Source organism: Xenorhabdus sp. SGI 60, assembly GCF_056632175.1.
This window is the reverse complement of sequence record NZ_CP196860.1, coordinates 4,118,522-4,142,772: the sequence shown is the minus strand read 5'-3', so window position 1 is coordinate 4,142,772 and position 24,251 is coordinate 4,118,522. Positions and strand designations below refer to the sequence as shown.

General features: G+C 38.7%; 21 protein-coding genes and 2 pseudogenes. 9 read left to right on the top strand and 14 right to left on the bottom strand.

The genetic code is table 11. The annotated features are described in order from the left end of the window. Positions 1-2: 2 nt before the first annotated feature. On the bottom strand, positions 3-941 hold the full coding sequence (gene rfaD, locus ACSJJG_RS19690; protein WP_481090294.1) for an ADP-glyceromanno-heptose 6-epimerase: 939 nt from the start codon (positions 939-941) through the stop codon (positions 3-5). 232 nt (positions 942-1,173) lie between these two features. Here rfaD and kbl point away from each other — a divergent pair, with 232 nt between their 5' ends. Both kbl and tdh read left to right on the top strand, forming a co-directional pair. Beyond that, positions 1,174-2,370 carry a glycine C-acetyltransferase gene (gene kbl / locus ACSJJG_RS19685; protein WP_481090293.1) on the top strand — a complete coding sequence of 399 codons (1,197 nt, stop codon included), beginning with the start codon at positions 1,174-1,176 and terminating at the stop codon, positions 2,368-2,370. Between the two features lie 9 nt (positions 2,371-2,379). Further along, positions 2,380-3,405 (top strand): L-threonine 3-dehydrogenase, encoded by a 1,026-nt coding sequence (gene tdh, locus ACSJJG_RS19680; RefSeq protein WP_481090292.1) that lies wholly within the window; start codon positions 2,380-2,382, stop codon positions 3,403-3,405. On the opposite strand, the gene ACSJJG_RS19675 is transcribed toward tdh, so the two are convergent. Both ACSJJG_RS19675 and envC read right to left on the bottom strand, forming a co-directional pair. Continuing rightward, complete coding sequence (locus tag ACSJJG_RS19675; protein ID WP_481090291.1) at positions 3,402-4,454, bottom strand: divergent polysaccharide deacetylase family protein; 1,053 nt, start codon at positions 4,452-4,454, stop codon at positions 3,402-3,404. The genes tdh and ACSJJG_RS19675 overlap by 4 nt on opposite strands. An 18-nt stretch (positions 4,455-4,472) precedes the next feature. Next, the gene (gene envC / locus ACSJJG_RS19670; protein ID WP_481090290.1) at positions 4,473-5,786 is read right to left on the bottom strand and encodes a murein hydrolase activator EnvC; all 1,314 of its coding nucleotides are present in this window, start codon (positions 5,784-5,786) and stop codon (positions 4,473-4,475) included. A 329-nt stretch (positions 5,787-6,115) separates the two neighbouring features. On the opposite strand from envC, the gene ACSJJG_RS19665 reads away from it, so the two are divergent. The 4 genes from ACSJJG_RS19665 to cysE all read left to right on the top strand — a co-directional run bounded on the left by ACSJJG_RS19665 (position 6,116) and on the right by cysE (position 8,958). Further along, on the top strand, positions 6,116-6,553 hold the full coding sequence (locus ACSJJG_RS19665) for a rhodanese-like domain-containing protein (protein ID WP_481090289.1): 438 nt from the start codon (positions 6,116-6,118) through the stop codon (positions 6,551-6,553). Positions 6,554-6,627: 74 nt separating this feature from the next. Continuing rightward, positions 6,628-7,098 carry a protein-export chaperone SecB gene (gene secB / locus ACSJJG_RS19660; RefSeq protein ID WP_481090288.1) on the top strand — a complete coding sequence of 157 codons (471 nt, stop codon included), beginning with the start codon at positions 6,628-6,630 and terminating at the stop codon, positions 7,096-7,098. Next, positions 7,098-8,117 carry an NAD(P)H-dependent glycerol-3-phosphate dehydrogenase gene (gene gpsA / locus ACSJJG_RS19655; RefSeq protein ID WP_481090287.1) on the top strand — a complete coding sequence of 340 codons (1,020 nt, stop codon included), beginning with the start codon at positions 7,098-7,100 and terminating at the stop codon, positions 8,115-8,117. Before secB ends, gpsA begins: the two co-directional genes overlap by 1 nt. Positions 8,118-8,136: 19 nt before the next feature. Further along, positions 8,137-8,958, top strand: coding sequence for a serine O-acetyltransferase (cysE, locus tag ACSJJG_RS19650; protein WP_481090286.1), 822 nt, complete (start codon positions 8,137-8,139; stop codon positions 8,956-8,958). Positions 8,959-9,034: 76 nt separating this feature from the next. On the opposite strand, the gene trmL is transcribed toward cysE, so the two are convergent. From trmL to ACSJJG_RS19610, 8 genes are all read right to left on the bottom strand, one after another. Next, on the bottom strand, positions 9,035-9,538 hold the full coding sequence (gene trmL / locus ACSJJG_RS19645; RefSeq protein ID WP_481090285.1) for a tRNA (uridine(34)/cytosine(34)/5-carboxymethylaminomethyluridine(34)-2'-O)-methyltransferase TrmL: 504 nt from the start codon (positions 9,536-9,538) through the stop codon (positions 9,035-9,037). A 104-nt stretch (positions 9,539-9,642) separates the two neighbouring features. Next, positions 9,643-11,517, bottom strand: a complete 1,875-nt coding sequence (locus ACSJJG_RS19640; protein WP_189759448.1) for a polysaccharide biosynthesis protein — start codon at positions 11,515-11,517, stop codon at positions 9,643-9,645. A 5-nt stretch (positions 11,518-11,522) separates the two neighbouring features. Then, a complete protein-coding gene (locus ACSJJG_RS19635; RefSeq protein ID WP_189759449.1) occupies positions 11,523-12,134 on the bottom strand; it encodes a sugar transferase in 612 nt (203 codons plus the stop codon). Continuing rightward, positions 12,135-13,292, bottom strand: coding sequence for a DegT/DnrJ/EryC1/StrS family aminotransferase (locus tag ACSJJG_RS19630; protein ID WP_189759450.1), 1,158 nt, complete (start codon positions 13,290-13,292; stop codon positions 12,135-12,137). It abuts the gene before it with no gap. A gap of 2 nt (positions 13,293-13,294) precedes the next feature. Beyond that, positions 13,295-14,524, bottom strand: coding sequence for a glycosyltransferase family 4 protein (locus ACSJJG_RS19625; RefSeq protein WP_189759451.1), 1,230 nt, complete (start codon positions 14,522-14,524; stop codon positions 13,295-13,297). After that, on the bottom strand, positions 14,521-15,588 hold the full coding sequence (gene wecB, locus ACSJJG_RS19620; RefSeq protein WP_189759452.1) for a non-hydrolyzing UDP-N-acetylglucosamine 2-epimerase: 1,068 nt from the start codon (positions 15,586-15,588) through the stop codon (positions 14,521-14,523). Before wecB ends, ACSJJG_RS19625 begins: the two co-directional genes overlap by 4 nt. Before the next feature lie 119 nt (positions 15,589-15,707). After that, the gene (locus tag ACSJJG_RS19615) at positions 15,708-16,817 is read right to left on the bottom strand and encodes a glycosyltransferase family 4 protein (RefSeq protein WP_189759453.1); all 1,110 of its coding nucleotides are present in this window, start codon (positions 16,815-16,817) and stop codon (positions 15,708-15,710) included. Further along, complete coding sequence (locus ACSJJG_RS19610) at positions 16,814-18,001, bottom strand: O-antigen polymerase (RefSeq protein WP_282885562.1); 1,188 nt, start codon at positions 17,999-18,001, stop codon at positions 16,814-16,816. Before ACSJJG_RS19610 ends, ACSJJG_RS19615 begins: the two co-directional genes overlap by 4 nt. A gap of 138 nt (positions 18,002-18,139) precedes the next feature. On the opposite strand from ACSJJG_RS19610, the pseudogene ACSJJG_RS19605 reads away from it, so the two are divergent. Continuing rightward, a pseudogene (locus ACSJJG_RS19605) lies at positions 18,140-19,180 on the top strand (IS630 family transposase). Positions 19,181-19,598: 418 nt separating this feature from the next. After that, positions 19,599-20,204, top strand: a pseudogene (locus ACSJJG_RS19600) (IS1 family transposase); the annotation flags it as partial. A gap of 229 nt (positions 20,205-20,433) precedes the next feature. On the opposite strand, the gene ACSJJG_RS19595 reads toward ACSJJG_RS19600, so the two are convergent. Continuing rightward, positions 20,434-21,009, bottom strand: a complete 576-nt coding sequence (locus ACSJJG_RS19595; protein ID WP_193836436.1) for an IS630 family transposase — start codon at positions 21,007-21,009, stop codon at positions 20,434-20,436. Positions 21,010-21,077: 68 nt separating this feature from the next. Between ACSJJG_RS19595 and ACSJJG_RS19590 the strand changes: the two genes are divergently transcribed. After that, positions 21,078-22,082: an IS110 family RNA-guided transposase gene (locus ACSJJG_RS19590; protein WP_481090284.1), complete on the top strand. Its 1,005-nt coding sequence runs from the start codon at positions 21,078-21,080 to the stop codon at positions 22,080-22,082. Between the two features lie 229 nt (positions 22,083-22,311). Here ACSJJG_RS19590 and ACSJJG_RS19585 read toward each other — a convergent pair whose 3' ends face one another. Both ACSJJG_RS19585 and ACSJJG_RS19580 read right to left on the bottom strand, forming a co-directional pair. Beyond that, complete coding sequence (locus tag ACSJJG_RS19585) at positions 22,312-22,779, bottom strand: helix-turn-helix domain-containing protein (RefSeq protein WP_282885564.1); 468 nt, start codon at positions 22,777-22,779, stop codon at positions 22,312-22,314. A gap of 117 nt (positions 22,780-22,896) precedes the next feature. Further along, a complete protein-coding gene (locus ACSJJG_RS19580; RefSeq protein ID WP_223281730.1) occupies positions 22,897-24,249 on the bottom strand; it encodes a polysaccharide deacetylase family protein in 1,353 nt (450 codons plus the stop codon). Positions 24,250-24,251 lie beyond the last annotated feature (2 nt).

Here is a 24,251-nt window from a genome sequence, read left to right as displayed (position 1 = left end):
GATTAATTATCCTGATTGAGCCATTGCATATATTCAGCGACGCCTTCGGCAACCGTCTTGAACGGTTGTTTATAGCCAGCAGCACGAAGTTTTGTCAGATCAGCCTGAGTAAAACTCTGATAACGGCCTTTTAATTTTTCAGGAAAGTCGATGTATTCCACGGTTGGGGATTTTTCTTTATGGAATTCGATCACAGCATCTGCAACAGCCTGAAAAGATTCAGCGCGGCCTGTCCCACAGTTAAAAATGCCGGAAACGCCATTTTTCCAGAACCACAAATTGACAGCGGCAACATCACCGACATAGATAAAATCGCGGCGGAAATTCTCACTGCCAGCAAATAACTTCGGATTCTGTCCTTGGTGAATCTGATTATTTAAATGGTAGGCGACGCTCGCCATGCTGCCCTTATGCCCTTCGCACGGCCCGTAAACATTGAAATAACGGAAACCGCAAATTTGGGAATCCGCGTGAGGCAAAATATCGCGCACATATTGGTCAAACAGGAACTTGGAGTAACCATAAACATTGAGAGGTTTTTCATATTGGCGCTCTTCAATGAAATTGTCACTACGGCCGCCATAAGTCGCCGCAGAGGAGGCGTACAGGAAAGGGATTTGACGATCGAGACAATAATGCAGCACATCTTTGGAGTACTGATAATTATTGTCCATCATATACTTACCATCCCATTCGGTTGTGGATGAGCAAGCCCCTTCATGGAAAATGGCATCAATGGCACCTAAATCGTCACCCGCCACGATGCTGGCGATGAAGTCTTCTTTATCTATATAGTCGGTGATATCCAAATCAACCAAATTGACGAATTTTGTGCCATCTTTCAGGTTATCAACAACCAGAATATCCTTATAGCCCTCATCATTCAGTGCCTTGACAATATTGCTGCCAATCAACCCTGCGCCACCAGTGACAATAATCATTTGGCCCACCTCTAAATAGTCAGTATATCTTTGCCGCGTATAATAGCACTTAACCCTACTGACGACAGCAGCTTAAACAGGGGAATATCCTGAAATTTTGCTGTATGCCAGGCTCTGGGGCGTGATCAGCTTTACAAAGTTGATATTATCTTGCTCGTTATGTCGTCACTGGCAGGATCTATCAGTAAAATGCACCACGCCTTTCACTTATTTAGGGATTCAGGAGAGAAAAATGTCAGCGTCATTTTACCAGAAAATTAATGAGCAGTTGGAACAAGCCCGTTCCGAAGGGCTATTCAAAAGTGAGCGTATTATCACTTCTGCCCAAAATGCCAATATTGCTGTTGCTGAGGGTCATCAGGTCGTTAATTTTTGTGCCAATAACTACTTAGGTTTGGCCAATCACCCTGACCTGATCGCGGCGGCAAAAGCAGGCATGGATAGCCACGGTTTTGGTATGGCCTCCGTGCGCTTTATCTGTGGTACGCAAGATTCCCATAAAGAATTAGAAAATAAACTTGCTGAATTTTTGGGTATGGAAGACGCCATTCTGTACTCCTCGTGCTTTGATGCAAACGGCGGTTTGTTTGAAACCCTGTTTGGACCAGAAGATGCCATTATCTCTGATGCTTTGAACCATGCCTCCATCATTGATGGCATCCGTTTATGTAAAGCGAAACGTTACCGCTATGCCAATAATGACATGCAAGAATTAAGGACTCAGTTGGAAAAGGCAAAAGCGGAAGGTGCGCAAAATATCCTGATCGCAACTGACGGAGTATTTTCCATGGATGGCGTCATTGCTGACCTGAAATCCATCTGTGATTTGGCAGATGAATTTGGTGCATTGGTCATGGTAGATGATTCACATGCAGTTGGCTTTGTTGGCAAGCACGGCCGTGGCACACATGAATATTGTGATGTTATGGGACGTATTGACATCATCACCGGTACGCTTGGTAAGGCTCTGGGGGGCGCATCGGGTGGTTATACTGCTGCGCGCAAAGAAGTGGTTGAATGGTTGCGCCAGCGTTCACGCCCCTATCTGTTCTCCAACTCACTGGCTCCAGCCATTGTCGCCGCATCGATCAAGGTGCTGGACATGCTGAAAAATGGCGATGATCTGCGTGAACGTCTCTGGAAAAATGCGAACTTGTTCCGTGAAAAAATGACAGCGGCAGGTTTCATTCTGGCGGGAGCAGACCATGCGATTATCCCTGTTATGTTGGGAGATGCGAAACTGGCGCAGGAATTCGCTGCGGAACTGCTGAAAGAAGGCATCTATGTGATTGGATTCTTCTATCCGGTTGTGCCAAAAGGTCAGGCGCGTATCCGAACCCAGATCTCAGCCGCCCATACTGAAGAGCAAATTGAACGTGTGGTGGCTGCATTTATCCGCATTGGCAAGCAATTGAATGTCATTGCTTAAGGTATCATTATGAAAGCATTGTCCAAATTAAAGCCAGCAGAAGGTATCTGGATGACAGAAGTGCCCACGCCAGAAATTGGGCACAACGATGTGATGATTAAAATCCGTAAAACTGCCATTTGTGGGACGGACGTTCACATCTATAACTGGGATGATTGGTCGCAAAAAACTACCCCTGTCCCGATGGTCGTCGGGCACGAATATGTTGGTGAAGTGGTTGCGATTGGTCAGGAAGTCAAAGGGTTTAAGATTGGTGATCGTGTATCCGGTGAGGGGCATATCACCTGTGGTCACTGTCGTAATTGCCGTGGTGGACGTACGCATTTATGCCGCAATACCACGGGTGTTGGTGTGAACCGTGAAGGTGCATTTGCTGAATATCTGGTTATTCCCGCATTTAATGCTTTTAAGATCCCAGACAATATACCCGATGAGCTGGCAGCGATTTTTGATCCATTTGGCAATGCGGTACACACTGCGCTGTCTTTTGATCTGGTGGGGGAAGATGTATTGGTATCAGGCGCTGGCCCTATCGGGATTATGGCAGCAGCGGTATGTAAGCATGTTGGTGCTCGTCATGTCGTGATTACGGATGTCAATGAATATCGTCTTGAGTTAGCTCGCAAAATGGGGGTTACCCGCGCTGTGAATGTCAGCAAAGAAAATCTGACTGATGTTATGGCAGAACTGGGAATGACCGAAGGTTTTGATGTTGGTTTGGAGATGTCAGGCGCTCCAGCAGCGTTCCGTACTTTGCTCAATACCATGAACCACGGTGGACGTATTGCGCTGTTGGGTATCCCGCCTTCAGATATGGCAATAGATTGGAATCAGGTCATCTTTAAAGGATTATTTATCAAGGGTATCTATGGGCGTGAGATGTTCGAAACCTGGTACAAGATGGCGGCTTTGATCCAATCTGGTCTGGATTTGTCCCCGATTATCACTCACCAATTCTCGATTGATGATTACCAGAAAGGCTTTGATGTTATGCGCTCAGGCCAATCTGGTAAAGTTATCTTAAATTGGGATTAAAAATTAGCACAGGCACCTTTGGCTTTTTGGGTGCCTGTTTTATCGGCTTTTGGTGGTAATTGTGTTTTATTGGCAGCCTTGTTTTCCGTTGTTTGCTTTACTTCTGGCTTGCCTGAAACATTTGATGTTTTTTGTGTCGGGTGGTTATCCAAAATTTTTTGCATGTATCGACTTAAGGTATTAAAGATGACATTGTCAGATAATGCCTCTTTTACCATCTTGAGATACGCTAACCGAGTGGCTGGCGCAGGTTTTGATTCATGGGGTTTTACGCACTTACGTATAGTTTGATGATCTAACAACAGGCTGGGGGTTACCAGTTCAATATCACTGGGTAATGTTGCAAGCGCTTGCTGTAAGGCGCGTATAGTTGTGGGATATGGGTGCCCAATTGCAACGGCAGAACCTCGCTTGCGGGCAAGTGAAATTGCACGGTTAAGTTGATACCGTGTTTCGGCTTCGGTTTGAATATTATCCAAAAACACATTCCGACGGATCACCGGAACAGGGGTTCCTATCGCTGCTTTAGTGACTTGCGTATTACCTATTGTCACACTGTCCAGAAAGTAAAGGTGATAATGGGATAACGCTTGCATTACCTTTTCCATGCCACTGAAATTAGATGTCATTGCACTGCCCATATGATTATTCATACCAACGGCATAGGGAACTTTATGTATTGCATCTTGAATAATACGGGCAATTTCTTCTCTGCTCATGGCAGAATGGAGTGTATTTTTTTCCAGAGGTTGCTTGCCTAATGGCGCCATTGGCAAGTGGATTAAGATCTCCCGTCCTTGCCGATAGGCCTTTTCCGCCATTTTCCTGCCATACGGGGAGTTGGGCAGGATTGCAATAGAAACTGCAACGGGCATTTGTAAGATCTTATTTTCTTCACTGACACGATAGCCAACATCATCAATGACGATGGCTAAACGTGCCGCTTGTGCATTTAAGGTAAATAGCAATGATGTGAAGAATGACAGTATCCAAGATAAAAGAGTGAATACATTAACCCGCTTTATTAATCGATACCGCATCTTCACCATTATTATTGTGTTCCTATCCTATTTCCCTAACCACGGTAATGGATTAACAGCCTGCCCTTGACGGCGGATTTCAAAGTACAGTGAAGGCTGTTGTTGCCCGCCGCTGCTGCCAACCAACGCTATTGGCTGGCCTGCCCGAACTTGTTGCCCGACACTAACTAATGTGCTCTGGTTGTAACCGTAAATGCTCATATCGCCTTTACCGTGTTCAATCACGACAACCAGTCCATAGCCTTGCAGCCAGTCTGCCAGCAATACACGTCCATCTGAGATTGCCCTGACTTCGGTCCCTTCCGCTGCGGAGATAACAACCCCTTTCCAACGAAGTTCACCTTGTATCGCTTCGCCAAAACTATGGATGACACGACCGCGTACTGGCCAGATTGCTTGTCCGGCAGGACGCCCAAGGCCACCCGTTCGTGCCATGAGCGCACGTTCTGCTTCTGTTGGTTTATAACGGGAACCCTTTTGTTGCGCTTGTTTCTGTTTAGCGGCAACCTGGGCACGAACACGAGCCGCTTCACGTGCTTCACGCTCAGCACGCGCCTTGGCTTCCCGTTCAGCTTTGGCAATTTTGTCTCTCAGTCTGGTTTCATTCTGCCGAAGCACAGCCAGGCTTTGTTGCTCTTTTTTCAATGAAGATTCAAGAACCGTTAATGTCTTATGCCGCGCAGTGCGGGCAGTCTCCATCTTTTGCTTTTGCTGTTTTTGGCTGACCAGTATCGCTTTCTGTTCACTTTGTTTTTCTAGTTGCAGTTTTTTTTGCTGGTTGAGTTCTTCAGTTGTTCTTTGCAGTTTGGCAATAGTTTCCTGACGTGCCTGATTCAAGTAACTGTAATAGGCGAGAATACGTTCTTTGCGCTGATTTTTCTGCCCATTGAGCAACAATTCTAAACCTTGGTGATTTCCTTGCCGAAATGCGGCATCCAATTGGTTGGCAAGTAATTGTCGTTGCTCCTTTTGTTGCATTTGCAGGTGTTTGATATTGGCATTTAGCGATGAAACGTCGTTTTCTAGCTTATTCAGACGAGTCTGTGTCGTGTGCAGCGAACGTCCCACTTCTGAGATAGTACTTTCTTGTTCTTTTAATTGGTTAAGCAGATCTGTACGTTGTTTTTGTTGCTGTTTTACACTTTTCTCTTTCTCGGCAATATTCTGTTGAATATCTTTGAGCTGATTTTTATTCTCTGAAATTGGATTGGCGAAAGTCTTTGTACTGAAACTGAGAAAGGTGAACAACAAGGCACAGAGCTGTAACACTCTGATTTTATTTTGCAGTTTGTATTGCCTCTGCCGATTCTTACGGCTCCTGAGATCCTTATTTTCAGCCATCTTATTGGTTACCCTGCTGCTACATAGCGCCTGATTATTTCATGTGGAATTGCACCTGACCAGAGAACAGACTGTTTTTTATCATTAATATAAGTTTTAGTTAATTTAGTCTATTTATTGTCGAAGATCCTGCCTTGGTCCAGTGTTACATGAAATATTTTATTGATGTATTACAATCAAGTTGTTCTCGGGATGTTTTTTAATTTTTCTCGAAACTCTCCGCAAAATCTGCATTGGATTGATGCTAATTGGCTGTAATTGATGCAACACACAGGTATACTCTTCTACCTTAGATATTTGTTATTAACCAACGGGAGTTGTTGCCCTCCATGCTGCAAGAAATCATGCAATTTATTAGCCGGAACACGATCCTGAGCCTTGTCTGGATTGCATTGCTGGTGGCTGTCATTGTTATGACGGTAAAAAGCGTGTTCTCCAAGAGTAAAGAGATCACCCGTGCTCAGGCCATCCATTTCATCAACAAGGAAGAAGCTATCGTCGTGGATTTACGCTCCCGTGACGATTTCCGCAGAGGGCATATTATTGGTTCCGTTAACCTGACGCCATCTGAAATTAAAGACAGTAACTTAGGTGAGTTGGAGAAACATAAAAAACAGCCTGTTATCGTCGTTTCAGCGAATGGGTTGGAATCCAGAACACCAGCGGAAAATCTGGTTCGTTTGGGCTTTGAGCAGGTCTATTCCCTGAAAGAAGGGGTTACTGGTTGGGCGGGTGAAAATTTGCCATTGGCTCGTGGCAAGAAATAACGAACTGAGGTGCAAGTAGTCGCTTGCATTGTAGAAAAGTTTAGTAAGGACATCTGAAAAAGGTAAATATTATTATGTCAGAACAAAACAACACAGAAATGGCTTTCCAAATCCAGCGCATTTACACGAAAGATATTTCTTTCGAAGCACCAAAGGCCCCACAGATTTTCCAGCAGGATTGGCAGCCGGAAGTTAAATTGGATCTGGACACCGCTTCCAGTGAATTGGCTCAGGGAGTTTATGAAGTTGTTCTGCGCGTTACTGTTACGGCGACACAGGGAGAAGAAACGGCGTTTTTGTGTGAAATTCAGCAGGCGGGTATTTTCTCTATCGATGGTCTTGAAGGAACTCAGTTGGCACATTGCTTAGGTGCATATTGCCCGAACATCCTGTTCCCATACGCCCGTGAGTGCATCACCAGCCTGGTAAGTCGTGGTACTTTCCCACAACTGAACCTGGCTCCTGTTAACTTCGATGCCCTGTTCATGAATTATCTGCAACAGCAGACTGAATCTCAGTCTAATGAGGCTGCACAGGAAGCCTAATGAATACCGCTTCTATGACAGTAATCGGTGCCGGTTCATACGGCACCGCTTTAGCGATTACGTTGGCTCGCAATGGGCATGATGTTGTGCTTTGGGGGCATAACCCTGCGCACGTCAATGCGTTGCAACAAGCACGCTGTAATCAGGCATTTTTACCGGATGTTTCTTTTCCTGACAGCTTATTGCTCGAGTCCGATCTGAAAAGCGCTGTTTCAGCCAGTTATAATATCTTGGTCGTGGTTCCCAGCCATGTTTTCGGCGATGTCTTACAGCAGATAAAACCATATTTACAACAGGATAGCCGCATTGTTTGGGCAACCAAAGGGCTTGAAGCGGAAACCGGGCGTTTATTACAAGATGTCGCTCGTGAGATATTAGGTGATGAAATCCCCTTGGCCGTCGTTTCTGGCCCGACATTCGCAAAAGAGTTAGCGGCAGGTCTGCCAACAGCGATTGCGGTTTCTGCCACAACACCTGAGTTTGGTGAAGAACTGCAACAGTTTTTCCATTGCGGCAAAAGTTTTCGGGTCTATAAAAACCCAGATTTCATCGGAGTACAGCTCGGCGGGGCAATAAAAAATGTTATTGCAATTGGTGCAGGGATCTCTGATGGTATGGGATTTGGAGCCAATGCCCGCACGGCATTGATCACCCGAGGATTAGCGGAGATGAGTCGCCTCGGAGTGGCATTGGGTGCTGATCCTTCTACATTTATGGGTATGGCTGGATTAGGTGATTTAGTTTTAACCTGTACCGATAACCAATCCCGCAACCGTCGTTTTGGCATGATGCTGGGAAAAGGTATTGGTGTTAATGAAGCGCAGCGTGAGATTGGTCAAGTTGTTGAAGGATACCGCAATACTAAAGAAGTTCGGGCTTTGGCGGAACGAGTGGGAGTTGAAATGCCTATCACAGAGCAGATCTACCAGATACTGTACTGCAATAAGAATGTGATTGAGGCTGCCCAAACATTATTGGGAAGAGCGACAAGAGATGAGGGAGAAGGCTCTCACTCTTAAATAAAATGAGAACACTGATATGTCGCGAGCAGAACTGAACGAAGTCTGGAAAAATATTAAAAACGAGGCGAGGGCGCTGGCAGACTGTGAACCCATGTTAGCCAGTTTCTTTCACGCGACACTACTCAAGCATGAAAATCTTGGTAGTGCCCTGAGCTACATGCTGGCAAATAAGCTAGCATCACCGATTATGCCCCCCATTGAAGTCAGAGAAGTCGTTGAAAATGCGTATCGCAGTGATCCCAAGATGATTGAATCGGCAGCACGTGATATCAAAGCTGTTCGGCTGCGCGATCCGGCAGTAGATAAATATTCGACACCATTACTCTATCTTAAAGGCTTCCATGCCCTGCAAGCCTACCGTATTGCTCACTGGTTATGGAAAGAAGATCGCAAGGCATTGGCAATCTACCTGCAAAACCAGATCTCAGTTTCTTTTGGTGTCGATATCCATCCTGCCGCGAAGATTGGCTGTGGCATCATGCTAGACCACGCAACTGGCATTGTGATTGGTGAGACAGCGGTTGTTGAGAATGATGTTTCTATTCTGCAATCGGTTACTCTTGGGGGAACAGGTAAAACTAGCGGAGATCGTCATCCGAAAGTACGTGAAGGGGTGATGATTGGCGCGGGTTCCAAAATACTCGGTAATATCGAGATTGGCCGAGGTGCGAAAATTGGGGCAGGGTCGGTTGTATTAAGATCAGTTCCACCTCATACCACAGTGGCAGGCGTACCGGCGAGGATTGTGGGTAAACCGGAAAGCGAGAAGCCATCGTTGGATATGAACCAGCATTTTAATGGCATCAATAATGGATTTGAGAATGGGGATGGGATTTGAAATTCTGTCTCTTTTCTTATGAGCATTAATAGATGGTGCATTCAGTGCGGATTAGGCGCTGAATGCACTATTAATCTTAATCCCGCAATAACGCACCTGGATAACCCAGTTGCCGCCATGCTTCAAACACAACCACTGAGACAGAATTGGACAGATTCATGCTACGGCTATCTGGCAGCATGGGAATTCTGATTTTTTGTTCAGGCGGCATGTTATCTAATACATAAGATGGCAACCCGCGAGTTTCAGGGCCGAACATCAAGTAATCACCATCACGATAACTCACATTACTGTGCGCTGGCGTGCCTTTTGTGGTTAAGGCAAACAGACGCGCCCCAGAAGGGGATTGTGAATTGACTGAACTGAACCCTTCACTTTCCAGGAATGCGTTGTAATCGTGATGTTGTTTGATGTTAGCGAACTCGTGGTAGTCCAACCCTGCACGACGCAAGCGTTTGTCATCCCATGTAAAACCCAAAGGTTGAATGAGATGAAGTTGGCAGCCTGTGTTGGCACACAGACGAATGATATTGCCTGTATTAGGCGGAATTTCTGGTTCGAATAGGACGATGTTTAGCATTGGTGTTTCAAATTGGAAAATTATAATAACTGTTTATGCGAGAATAGAAATTTATTTTTTAGTTGGATGCTTCTACTGATAATAGTATTGGGAATAGTAATCAACTATTTTAATAAATCACATATCTCATCTTTAGGTTGGAATTCCAAAGGGGCATTTATCAATATTTCACGAATAGATTCTAAATCACGTTCACTACAAGCTGATTGAAGATTTTGAATTAACTCATTAAGTTCAGACCATTCTAGGTAGATCTCATTTGCTGTCATGATCCTAGGATGATTTGTTCCTGAAACATTGTTTCCTATTAATAATTCTTCGTATAATTTCTCTCCGGGACGAAGACCTGTTACTTTTATTTCTATGTCTCCATTTCGGTTATTCTCATCTTTGACTGTCAAACCTGAAAGGTTTACCATTTTAACTGCAAGATCATATATTCTTACTGATTCTCCCATATCTAATACAAAAACATCGCCATTTACTCCCATGGCTCCTGCTTGAATAACTAATTGGGCTGCCTCTGGGATTGTCATGAAATATCGAGTTATCTCTTTATGGGTAAGAGTTATTGGACCCCCATTAGCTATTTGTTTCTCAAACAGAGGTACTACTGAGCCTGAAGAACCAAGTACATTTCCGAATCTTACCATGGAAAATTGAGTATGTTTATTCTGCTTAGCTAATGCTTGTAATATTAATTCAGCGAATCTTTTTGTTGCTCCCATTATATTTGTGGGACGAACTGCTTTATCTGTGGATATGAGAACAAATTTATCAACTTTTTGAGTAATAGCAGCTTGAGCAATAGCTAGTGTACCAAAGATGTTGTTTTGAATACCTTCTATGGTATTTAATTCAACTAGAGGAACATGTTTATATGCTGCAGTATGATAAATGGTGTTAATATGAAATTTATCAATAATTTTATTGATTTTCTCTGAGTTCTTTATATCCCCTAATATAGGAATGATGTTAACATTTAGTTTTTTTTCTTTGTTGATTTTTTGTAATTCTCTTTCTATTGAATAAAGAGCATATTCTGTTAATTCGAATAAGATTAAAAAAATCGGTTTTTGCTGAATAATTTGGCGACACAATTCAGAACCAATTGAACCTCCCGCTCCAGATACAAGGACATTTTTATTTAAAATGTTTTTAGAGAATAATTCTGGTAATGGAGATACTTGTTCCCTTCCTAAAAGATCATCTATGGATAATTTTCTTAGAGTATCAATTTTAGCTGTACCATCTACCAATTCATTGAAATTTGGGATTGTTAATATTTCGCAATGTGTTGGTTGTAGTGTATCTATAATACTTTTTCTTTCAGCAATAGATGCAGTGGGGAGAGCAAGTAATATTTTTTCTACTTTATACTTTTCTACTAGTTTAATAACTGAATCAGATGAATAAACAATAACCCCTTGAATACTTAAATTTTTCAGTTTAAGGTTGTCATCAATAAAAGCTACTGGCTCTAATTCGCGGTGTTCTCTTAATATGGGTAATAATTGTCGTCCTGATTCCCCTGCACCATATATAATGACGGGAATTCCCTTATTCATTATATAATTACGAAGTGCTCTGTAAAAAAATCTAGTTCCGCATAATAAAATAACTAAAAAAGAAAAGTAGATAATAGGAACTGTTCTTGGTAAAAAAGCCTGCTGGTATGAAGAAAATGCTATTAAAATTAGAGATGATAAAAATGAACCAATGACAGCCCACTTTAAAATACTCATATTAACATATCTTAATATAGCTCGATAAAACCCCAATCTAATAAATATAAAAAGTGTACATGGTATTGTTAGGCTAATTACAGACCAATGTAATAAACTATTAATAGGAACTTCTCTATCTAAACGTAGCCACATACTGATCCAATATGAAGAAGCTATTATCAAAATATCAGCAATCATTAATAAAAATGTTTTTAGTAACCTTTCTTTATTGAAAAAAAGTCTCTCGCTCATGAATGTTACCTGAAAATTATTTTATATATAGTTTTAAAAATTATTTTGATATCAAGACAAAATGATTGATGTTTAACATAGCTTAGATAATATTTAGCCTTGATAGGCATGATTATATCAATGTAAGCTTGATGAGGATTGGGATATTGAGATAAGATTTCATTTTCATCTATCATTTCTATAGATGCTAGATCTGTTATGCCTGGTTTTACTGACAATATTTTTGATCTCCTCTTTGGAGGGTATTTATCCATAAATTCAGGTACTTCAGGTCTGGGACCAACTAAGCTCATTTTACCTTGAATAACATCAATAAGTTGAGCTAATTCATCTAGTTTATATTTTCTGATAAATTTTCCAGAGTTGGTTATGCGAGAGTCATTACCAATTGTGAGTTGTCCTTTTTGTTCAGAATTTAATGTCATACTTCTAAATTTATGAATATAGAATGGCTTTCCGTATTGTCCAATACGCTTTTGACGAAAAAAAATGGGTCCTTTCGAGTCCATTTTTATCCATATAGCGATAGATATTAATATAGGAGATAAAACAATTATCCCTATAAAAGATGAAATGAAATCAAAAAATCTTTTAAAATATATATATATAGACTTCATTTATTTTAGAATCTCTTTTATTGCATTTATTACTCTAATTTGATCATCTCTTGTCATTTTTGTATATAAAGGAATGGAAGTTATTTTATGGAAATTTTTTTCTGCGACAGGAAAATTTTCCTCACATAATGAATAAGTATTTTTCCAAACAGGATGTTTATGAAGAGGAATAAAGTGAACTGAGCAGCCTATATTTTTTTCAGCCATTTTTATAATAAAGTCATCTCTAGATATTTTGACTTCATCTTTTAAGCGGATGGGGTATAAATGCCATGCATGTTGGTTATCTGGACCGAAAGGTTTAGTTGGTAAGATTAATGGTAGATCTTTCAGTTCTTCGTCATAAAACTTTGCCATTTGCTCTCTTTTTTGCTGGAAGAGATCAATTTTTTTTAGCTGATGGATTCCAATTGCAGCACAAATATCAGGCATATTATATTTAAAGCCTGGCTCTATAACTTCATAGTACCAAGCGGGAGTTTTGGATTGGTATCGATCAAATGCATCTTTGCTAATACCGTGAAGGCGCATAACTTTAGCTCTTTTTATAATTTCTGGATTACGAGAAACAAGCATGCCGCCTTCTGCAGTAGTCATCGTTTTATTGGCATAAAAACTAAAGACAGTAACGTCCGTATTTAATGTACCTATTTTTTTTCCATTGTAGATAGTTGGAAATGCATGAGCAGCATCTTCAACAATTTTTAGGTTAAATTCTTTAGCGATAGAGATTATTTCATCCATATCACAAGATAGACCTGCAAAATGTACAGGAATAATTGCTTTCGTTTTGGAAGTTATTGCTTTTCTGATTGTATTAGGGTCAATATTCAGAGAATCAGGAAGGGAATCAACAAAAACAGGATTTGCTCCTAAATAGCGAACCACTTCGGCAGTTGCTGTGAAGGTATAGGTTGGAACTATAACTTCGTCTTCAGGTTTAATGCCTATCGCTTCTAGGGCTAAATGTAGACCAGAAGTAGCTGAATTGATTGCAATAGCTTCAACACCATCACCTAAATAGTTGGCGAAATCTTGTTCGAATTTTTTTGTTTTAGGTCCAGTTGTAATCCAACCATGTTTTAATGAATCTACAACTTCATTAATTTCTTCTTCACTAATTTCAGGTAATGCAAAAGGAAGGAATTTGTTGTTCATAATTATCGTATCGCCTTTATAAACTTATCTGCTAATGCAGAATAAATATGATTTTTTAGAGCATATGCTCTGCCTCTCTGTCCCATTTTACTTAATTCTTCAGTTGATAAAGAACTTAGATGTAATAAAGCTTGAGCTATATCTTCAGGGTTGTTTGATTTTACTGTGATACCACAGTTAGCGTCAGATACTGGGTCATTACCGGCATCAATGGCACATAAAATAGGTTTGGCTGCCATCATATAGTCAATTAGTTTATTTGGACTTATTCCAAACCTAAATAATGATTGTTTTTGTAACCCTATATAAGCTATATCAATTTTTTCTAATAATGTTGGGATTTGAATCTTAGGAATAGGGTCAATAAATATAACATTTTTTATTCCTAGTGATTTTGATTCTTCTATTAAATTATCTTTTTCGAAACCAGTTCCAACTAGTAAGAATGTAAAAGTCTTTTCATGAAGGATTAAGGCAGTTTTAATTAGTATATTTAATGAGTTAGGTTGACCATGTGCCCCACTATAGCATACGATTTTATGTCCTTTATTTTTCTCAGATATAATTAATTTTTCTAGCTCCATATCTAATGGAGAAAATTTCTGCATCCAATCATTTACTACAACTCCATTAGGAACAATATGTAATTTATCTAAATTTAATCCATGATTTTTCATATGTTCATGTACGTTGGGAAGCATAGAAATAACTGCATCAGAATGCTTATAAGCTGAGTTTTCAGCTAATTGACATAATTGAATAAATGGATGTTTAGGAGACATTCCTCCAAGTTCTATAGGTGAAAGAGGCCATAAATCATGTAATTCAAAAATTAATTTTGCATTAGATTTTTGTGCAATATGTTTTGCAACCCATATATCCATAGGATACGTGCTTGAAGATATTACAATGTCTGGATTATATTCTTTAACTAACTTGTTACTATCCATCCAAACTTGAGCTAAAAAAGAAAAAATGTTTCTAACTCTGGATAAGCCATTACCGTTATAAACAGGTGTCGGATACCAGATATACGTTAATTCATTGATTTTTTCAATGGTTTTTTTATTTCTTATCAAGAATGGCTGTTTTGAACGAACATGAGAGTAAGATGCTGCAATTATTATAACATGATGCCCTGATTTTATCCATTCCTGCCCTAAGTAATATGGGCGGAATTCCATGCCAAGATCTGGTGAACCAGCGTAGTGATTTATATATACTATATTCATAGTAAACTTTCTAACTCATTAGCAATTGTTTCAGCAGCAATGCCACCACCATACATAGAAGAAATTGAGGTTATATTAATATTTAACGAATTCTTCACTGAATTAATTATTTCACTACTATTAGCTTCGGATAATTTATTAACACCTGCTTCAATTAACTCTACCCACTCAGTTTGATCCCTAATAGTTATACAAGGCTTTTTGAAAAAAAACGCTTCTTTTTGTAATCCTCCACTATCTGTAATAACTATGTTTGTATTATTAAGTAACCACAGCATTTCTAAATATCCAACCGGTTCAATTAAATAGACATCTAATTTTAAATCATATTCTTTTAGCTTGTTCTTAGTTCTTGGATGAAGTGGAAAAACAATAGGACAAATTTTTTTATGTATATAATTTAATGAGTTCACTATTTCTGTTAGGCGTACTTTGTCATCTGTATTTTCAGCACGGTGTAGTGTGGTCAAGATAAAATTACTTAAATTTAATTTAATTGGTTTTTTAGCTATTTTACTGAAATGTAGTGCACTATCCTCCATGACATCGCCTGATTTTTTTATAATAATGGGTTTTGAATGAAAACCTTCATTATGTAAATTATTTATTGCTGTGTCTGTAGGGCAAAATAATATAGAGCTAATATTATCTGTTAATATTCTGTTTATTTCTTCTGGCATATGCATATTAAAACTACGTAACCCTGCTTCAATATGTATAACAGGTATATGTAATTTAGAGGCTGCTAAAGCACCAGCTAATGTTGAATTAGTATCACCATATACCATTACGTTATCTGGTTTTTCTTTAATAAGAACTTTTTCAATTTCGGCAAGCATTTTACCTGTCATTTCACCGTGAAAACCACCATGAATATTAAGAGTATAATTTGGTTTAGGGATTTTTAATTCATCAAAGAAAATAGTTGACATATTAGAATCAAAATGTTGTCCTGTATGGATAATTATTTCTTGAAACTTTCTTTTTTGTTCAAGTTGACGAGAAACTACACTTGCTTTAATAAATTGAGGCCGTGCGCCTATTATAGTAATGATCTTTTTCATATTTTATATACAATTTAATTTAATATTGCTTGGTATATTGATAAATAATAGTTTTTAAGTTTCATATATTTTACATTTACATTTACATTTACATTTACATTTACATTTACATGTTTAGTTTAGATGGTTATTTTTTTATAAAACTCTATTAATTTTTTACTCTCATTTTCCCAGTTTAATTCTTCCTTAATCAATCTCATTCCGTTATTTCCCATTTCTTCTGATAACTTTTTGTTAGATAATAAGTAGTCTATAGATTTGGCTATTTCATGAGGATCTAAAGGATCAACACATAGGCCACATTTATTTTTTTCAATAAATTCATTCCAAAGTGGAAAGTTGGATGCGATAATTGGTATTCCTGCTAACATATATTCGAACATTTTTATAGGCATAGATTCTAAATAACTATTAGTAGGGTGCAAAATAACTAAACCCAGTAGAGATTCATCTAAAATTTTTTTTATTTCCTTTCTTGAAACAAAACCAGATTCATCAACCCTATTCCAACCATTTACTTTTTTTATTTTTTCTTTGAATTTATTTTCTGGAAAATATCCGACTAATTTTAATTTAGTATCTTGAGCTAATACATAGCTCATAGAGCGAACAATTTCACTTATTCCTCTTATTTTGCTTATTCCCCCAACATAGCATATTTGATTCTTTTTATTATTCCAATTATTTTTTTTGTCATGTAACTCACTTAATATCGGATAGTTTTTTATATCAATAGTTTTTGAGTTGAATAATAGAAATTTATCACGAATAATAGGAGTGGCCGCTATTACTCCACTAAATTTAGATATTGCTTTTTGTTCATAAACAGAAAATATTTTTGATATTATTTTTAGTATGTATTTATTTAGATATGGTTTGTCTAACAACTGTTTTGGTACATCTTCATGTGCATCAAATATTACAAATTTATTTTTTCTTAATAGTTTCAACCCGATTGGGATTAACTCTGGATCATGTAAATGATAAACATCAGCATTAATTTCAATTGCTTTTTTATAAATTCTTTTTGTAGAATAAAAAATTCTTTTTATTCTTCCTCTATGTTTTCCTATATCTAATATATTTATACCTTCTATAAACTCATTTTTTTTTCCATCTGCTACAATAAGATATACTTCGTATCCAGCCATATTAAGAGATACACATTCTTTAAAGAATATGCGTGTATCATAACGAGAATGAACCGATGTTAGATGTGCTACTTTCATTTTTTTCCTGTTAATTTTAATAAGGATTTATTGCTTTTTATATTGGCTATAAGGCCAATACAAAAACCTAAGTGCATATAAAGATATTGCTTGGAAAATATTAACATTAAAATAGTTGAAAAAGCTAATGATATGTAAAATTTGCTTATATTAGATGGATGGTTTTTGAAATCAAATATGCCTTTAATAAGGAATAATAATAATAACACTTGTATCATAAATCCCAATATTCCTAAATTAACCCATGCAGATAATATATTGTGTATATAGCTTCCAATTCCCTGCCCAGGTAATAATGTATAACTACCATAATCCCCTAATATAGGATTATCTAGTATAGAATTCATTCCATTGTTTAACAGTCTTATTCTTGCTATTATAGATGTCGCTTTTTCTTTATTTTCAAATAAATCTGTTATGCGACTTTCCGGAATAATTTCTATTATAAAGCTTAAATTAGTGCTGAATATAAATAGAATAATCGGAATTAATAAAAATAACATTGTTTGAATGTGTTTTTTAGTGTTAATTATATAAAAAAATGGTATGCACAATACATACACTAATAATTCTGATCTTGCCCCTAGGAGTAAAAGTATTAAAGTCGATAATATAAAAAATATAAATTTAAAAAAAGTATTATTTATATTATAATATGTCATTAGGAAAGTAATAAACATGACATTGCCTAGAGACATATAGTTAGAGGTTCCCTCACCAGATAAAGAGAAGTGTAGATACCTTTGGGAGTTAAATTTGAGATAAAAAATTACCATTATTAAAGTAGAGAGTAAAAGTAATTGTCTTTTTAATTTTTGCGTAAAAAAGATATATTTTCCTATAATATATAAACATATTAATTGGATTGTTTGTTGTATATTCCATATAAAAATATCTATCTTTAATTTGTTGTTGAAAATTAAGTTAATAGAGGCGATAGTTAAGTTATATATAATAAACAAAAAGAAAATACATTCTATTAAATAAAGGGATGTGTTTTTTTCTTTTATTTTAATTAGTTTTATAATGGAAAAAATAAATACAGACAGTAAAGGTGTAATGGTCATATAAGGTATATTCATTATTATTTTTAATGATAATAAATAATTGTATATAAAAAATCCCGGAAAAATTATAATCATGGAAAAAAATGCAAGTTTTTCTTCTCTATAGGTGTGTTTCATATTTAATGAAGCCTTCTGGGTTTTTATAAAAATATGCGGAAATTAGTTTTTTAGGCCATATATAAAAACGGTCATGGATTATACCCATCGTAATTGAAGATGCTTGATTTTTCATTCTCATCAGATCAATATTGCCCCATGAAAATTACGCTGACAGTATCAAAAAGAAGCCCTCGAATTGATGCATGATACGACCCGTGATGGGCGTGTACGTGATCGCATCAAGGCTGTCCTGTTGGCGTCGGAGGGCTGGACTGCCCAGATGATTGCGCAAGCCCTGCGTATCTTCATGAAGGCACGGTCAGCCGCCATCTGAAGGATTACTTCGCTGAGGAAAAACTGTCTCCTGAAAACGGCGGTTCTGAAAGCCGTTTATCTGCCGAACAAACAACAGCGTTAGTTGAACATCTGACGATAAATTTGATGCATACCACCGCGCAAATTGTGGCTTATGTCTGGACTCGCTGGCAGGTTGCTTTTACGGTGGCCGGGATGACGAAATGGCTTCACCGTCAGGGGTTCAGCGACAAAAAGCCGATGGGGACGCCTCATAAATTCGATGAAGATAGACAGCAACAATTTATTAAGACCTACAACGCGCTGAAAGACACCTGTGGCCAAAAAAATGAGCCGATTTTGTTTATTGATGCCGTGCATCCCACCCAGTCCACAAAATTAAGTTCCGGCTGGATGAAGCGCGGCAGGGAGCAGGTTAAAATGGTCGAAACCACCGGCAGTCGTACCCGTATCAACTTGATGGCTAACCTCAATTTACAGTGTATTGAAGAGACCATTATTTGTGAATATCCGAGCATTAACGCGGAAAATGTGGCGTATTTTGGTGCCATTCGGGAGATCTATCCGCTTGCGCAAAAAATTCACATCATTCTGGATGGAGCGGGTTATCACCGTACCGATTTGGTGAAAGATATTGCCTAGATCCTCAACATTGAGTCGCATTATCTGCCGCCTTACAGTTCTAATCTCAATCCCATTGAGCGATTATGGAAATATATGAATGGGCAGCAGGTGCGTAACAATGTCTACTTCGCCACACCGAAAGTGTTTCGCGAGGCAATTCACCACTTTTTTCGTGTCACGCTCCGGGAAAAAGCGGGTGAATTCGTTTGTCGATTGAATGATAATTTCCAGATTTTGAAACCAGCATCTTCAAGTTAGATTGGTACAAATAGTTAGCTGTTGTAATATGCTTCCCGCTTTTTATAGTGTCACATGGCTAAAGTTGATGTTTATTATCGTTCTTGCCACAAATCAAAAAATGTCAAAGAACATGGGAAAGATAACGGTAACCATCACCACTATCACTGCACTGTTTGTCGTAAAATCTTTCAGTAAGAGTACACAGGGCTCCCGCATGAGTTGATTTTTTGTTAAATAGATGTTTCAGAATGGATTCAATACACAATATTTAAGCGAATATGACGTAATGTTGGTTCACCTTATTGCTCTATAATTAACCACACAAGGTGTTCTCATCAAGACTTTAGTGTTAATTAATTGTTTGTTTTAACATGCTGATAACTCATGCGGTTGCCCTGGTAAGAGTACACTCATCAAGCCTGCAATTAAATAGCATATTGTCGATATGACCATAAACAACGGTGGTATTCGTGACACAGTTCGTGTACTGAAGATGGCAACAGGAACTGTGATGAAAACGCTTAAAAACTCCACCCGTGAAACGTAACCACTCTGCTTCTTGGGGGAAGTAACATTCAGCTTATCTGCGGAATAGATGAGCAATGGTCGTTTGTAGGAAATAAGAAAAATCAGCGCTGACTTTGGTATGTTTGGGAACCCCGTATGAAACGAATAGTGGCCCATGCTTTTGGTGATCGCAGCCGAAAAAAGCTAAATGACTTTTCATAATAATGAGGCACTGTGGCTGGCGGTGAGCTTGAATCCTCGCGACGTGAGAAATCAAGCAGCTTCCTACCATTTTGAAAAACTGCTTGAACTTTTGTCATCCTTTCATATCCAGTTTTATTGTACGGGGGATTATGCCGTTTATGATTGTTTTCCTGAGGAAGAGCATCTAACAGGAAAGACGTTTACCCAACGTATAGAGAGTACCAATCTCATCCACCGTACCCGAATAAAAAGGCTGAATCGAAAAACGATAGGTTATTCTAAATCGGAAGAAATGCACGACAAAGTGATAGATGATAGACACTTTCATTGAATGTAAACATTATTAACCCGCGAGGTATTTAGAGCGGATTTTTTGTAGCTGTAAGCCGCATAAAGTCTGGGTTTATAGAACGATGTAAATTGCCGCTCCGTTAATATATTTAATGTGAAATCTAACTATTTAATCCGACATTTCGCACCGCATTCGTAATTTATTGATCTAATTAAAATTTAACATCCGCATGAAATTTATATAATTTATTTAAAATCAATATAAGTCCTCAAGAGAAATTAACTGCAAATTGGTGACCATAGCCTGCTAATAATGTATTAATTTCATCTTCCATGGTCTCCTGAGTCCAGGTAATAAAACGTTGCCAATGGTATTTCGCCTGTTTCCAGACAATTTCAATCAGATTCCGCTCTGGGCTGTAAGCGGGAAGATAAAGTAACATCATATTATGTTCCATCAACCAGCGATGTTTAATTTCTTTATCGATTCCATGATGAATAGGAGCATTATCCAAGACTAAAAATGTCAGACGATTGTCGCCATTTTTTGCCACTTGCTCTAAAAAATCAATCACATCAGTGCGCGTCATGTTGCCTTGTTTTATCTGATAAAACAGGGTGTTATCGGTGTAATTGAGCGCCCCCAACGCTGACCGTCTAACATGATTTTGCGGCTCCGCTTCATGAGGTTCACCCCGTGGGCTCCATCCATATTGCACTGGCGGAGAGGCGGAAAAACCCGCCTCATCAAGGTAAACCAGTCGATAATGACCGGATCGCGCACCCGCCTTAATTTTATTCAATAAGGTCGCTTGTTCAGCAAACGCCACTTCATCGCGTTTAATGAGATGGTTCCCCTCACCCTAACGGCAGTATATTACGGGGTGATTATCTTTGACAAGAAGCTACCATCATGAACACCACCGCACTTATTGGTATCGATCTCGGAAAACATTCTTTTCATGTCCATTGCCAAGATCAATCGAGAAAAGCCCTGCTACGTAAAAAATTCACCCGAACTAAATTGATGGAATTCTTAGCTGATTGCTCTCCGACAACGGTTGTCATGGAAGCCTGTGCTGGCGCGCATTACATGGCACGGCGGATTGCTGATTTGGGGCATGAGGCAAAGCTAATTTCTCCCCAGTTTGTCCGTCCCTTTGTCAAAAGCAACAAAAACGATTTTATTGACGCCGAAGCTATCTGTGAAGCGGCCTCACGTAACTCAATGCGTTTCGTTCAGCCCAGAACTGAAGCTCAGCAGGCTATGCGTGCCCTACAGCGCGTCTGTGAATCGCGGGTACAGGATAAAGTGAAAACGACTAAACAAATGCACGCCTTCCTGCTTGAATTTGGTATCAGTATGCCCAAGGGGATTGCCGTGATAAAACGACTCTCCACTGTGCTGGCCGAACATCCCCTTCCCCCTTATCTGGTGCAGGTATTACTGCGTTTACAGGCGCATTATCACTATTTGGTTGAACAAATCACCGAGATTGAAACCGCACTGTCACAGGCGATTGCTCAGGATGATACCGGACAACGGCTGATGACTATCCCCGGCATTGGTTTCATCACGGCGAGTGTGCTTTCCTCACAACTCGGTGATGGGAAACAATACGCATGCAGCCGGGATTTTGCGGCCTCGACGGGATTGGTGCCCCGCCAGTATAGTACCGGGGGAAAGACGACCTTATTGGGGATCAGTAAACGGGGTAACAAGACACTCCGGCAACTGCTGGTGCTCTGTGCCCGGTCGTTCATACTCCATATCGAGCACAGGCAGGGAAAACTGGCTGACTGGGTCAAGCAGCAACTTGAACGAAAACATTCTAATATTGTGGCCTGTGCATTGGCTAATAAATTCGCCCGGATAGCGTGGGCTATAACGACACAACACACGGTATTTTCCGCCTGAAGCGGACGTTATTGTGAACTTATTTAAATGTTACCTCACCGGTTTTGCGAAGACTGATAATAGATGACATGAACGGCCTATCGGCCTGATGAGAAACCTGATTTAAAAAATGGCTCTTTGAAGCCGGGCGTTTTTTAAGGTTCATCAGGCGCGGAACTCATCAAGGCGCAGGTATTTTTACCTACCGTGACGCCGGATAGATTGAAGCAAGCCAAAAATTCATCAAAAATCAGTGTTGCAAAAAGGAGGGGAACCATAGATTTTTTAAAGACAGGCGAGCTCGCTTATAGGTTAACCCCTGCTTTTTCAGTGTATTAGCCAATGTCTCCAGCGTACAGGGTAGCGGGCCATGCTTGTCCTCAACTTTCTGTGCGATACGGGCTAACGTCAGCGATTCTGCACGAGCGGATTCGACTGCGGTGGCAATCATATCCGGTGTCATGGCGGGATATCGGCCTCCGACATGACCGCCTAATAATCCGGCTATCCCTGAATCATGCCAGGCGTGAACCCAGTCATAGATAACGCGGAGACTGCATCCTATCTCATCGGAAATCTGACGAGGCTTGATGCCTCGGGCAAGCATAAGCAGTCCCGTACCTCGTGTGCGGATGTCCCGGTGTCTGTGATTCAAAGCCAATTGTTGTAATGTAAGACGTTCAGGTTCAGACAGGGTGATATTCGATTTCAATTTCATAAGAACAGGCAGTCAGTCTTCGGATTACTGATTATACCACTGATGCAAATAGTTTTTCTGATGAACTTATTACAAATATGTCCACGGAGTGACGGGTTAATATATAACCACTTTAACTTATCTTGTATTTATTACTTTTTTGTATAATATACGTAAATTTTTATTGAACAATTCGCTGTTATGCCATAATAATGTAAATATACCATTAACTTTCTGGCAAGTTTTCTTATAATAATTAAATATTTCTTCTGCTTTTTCTAAATTAACTCCCATATATTTTGATGATAAAATTGAGCATTCCATAACAATTAATGGCCTTATACGTAGTTTTAGAGATTCATGGGTTATGGGGTTTATTGCTGGATACTCAAAGCATGTCCCACACCTAAAACCAGGCAGATCTGCATATCCTAATGTACTGTCGTAATTCAAACCAGCTTCTTCCCATGACATAAGTGTCTTAGGATGAGACCACCTTAAATAATGCATACGACCACCATATTTCTTTTGTTTTATTTTTTCGTTAGATAATAACTTTAATAATTTATTAAACTCGGACTTTATTTGTGATTCGGATAAATATGAATTGAAGCTTGGATGTAATCCTATGATATGTCCTCTTTTATGTATTTTTTTTATGAGTTCTTTTATCAAGGGAGATTCAATATTATAATCAGCATCTTTTTCTTGGTCTGTTATATCACAAATAAAATAAAATTCGCTTTTAATATTTTCTTTCTCTGATATATCCATGATCCAGTCAAATGAATTATATGGATCTCTTTTTAGAAAGAAATCGGATGATGCTAATTTTATTAAGGGAGCATAGATTAAAGAACTAGCCCTTTTATGCTTTATGATATCTCCAGCTATTTTTTTAAAGAAAGTTTTATTGTCAGAAAATTTAAAACGGAAAGGGCGATCTACATCATGCGTTGCTTTTATTTCAAATTTATGTTCTCTTAAAGGCAACTTAGGCCATAATTTATATATTAATTGTCTTAATATATATAACCATTCATCGACAATAGGTCTATTAAGATAGCCATTATTGTATGCGTGAGAAGCTATAGCTGGAAAGCGGCCATAAATATCAAGTTCATTGTCTCGATTGACTTCTTCTGAACGTGATAATATCCAATAAATCATACCAAGTAGATCATATTTTACTTTTAAGGAATGAATATTGTACTCTATTAAATTATTGGGGATAGGTAAATTTGAAAGAATAGGTAAAGGATGCCCCAATACTGATTGCAAGCCTTCTGATTCAGGAGACCAATAATTACAATTTAATTCACTTTTACCAAGTTTATAAAAATTATTTTCTGTATTAGAAAATACTATACTTTTTTTTTCGCATTTAGGGATTGTTAAATAAATAAAACCATTAACGTAGTTTAATAAAAATCTTTCGCCGTAATGATTCATTAATACAGACTCTAACCAATTTAATATTTTTCTATTCATGA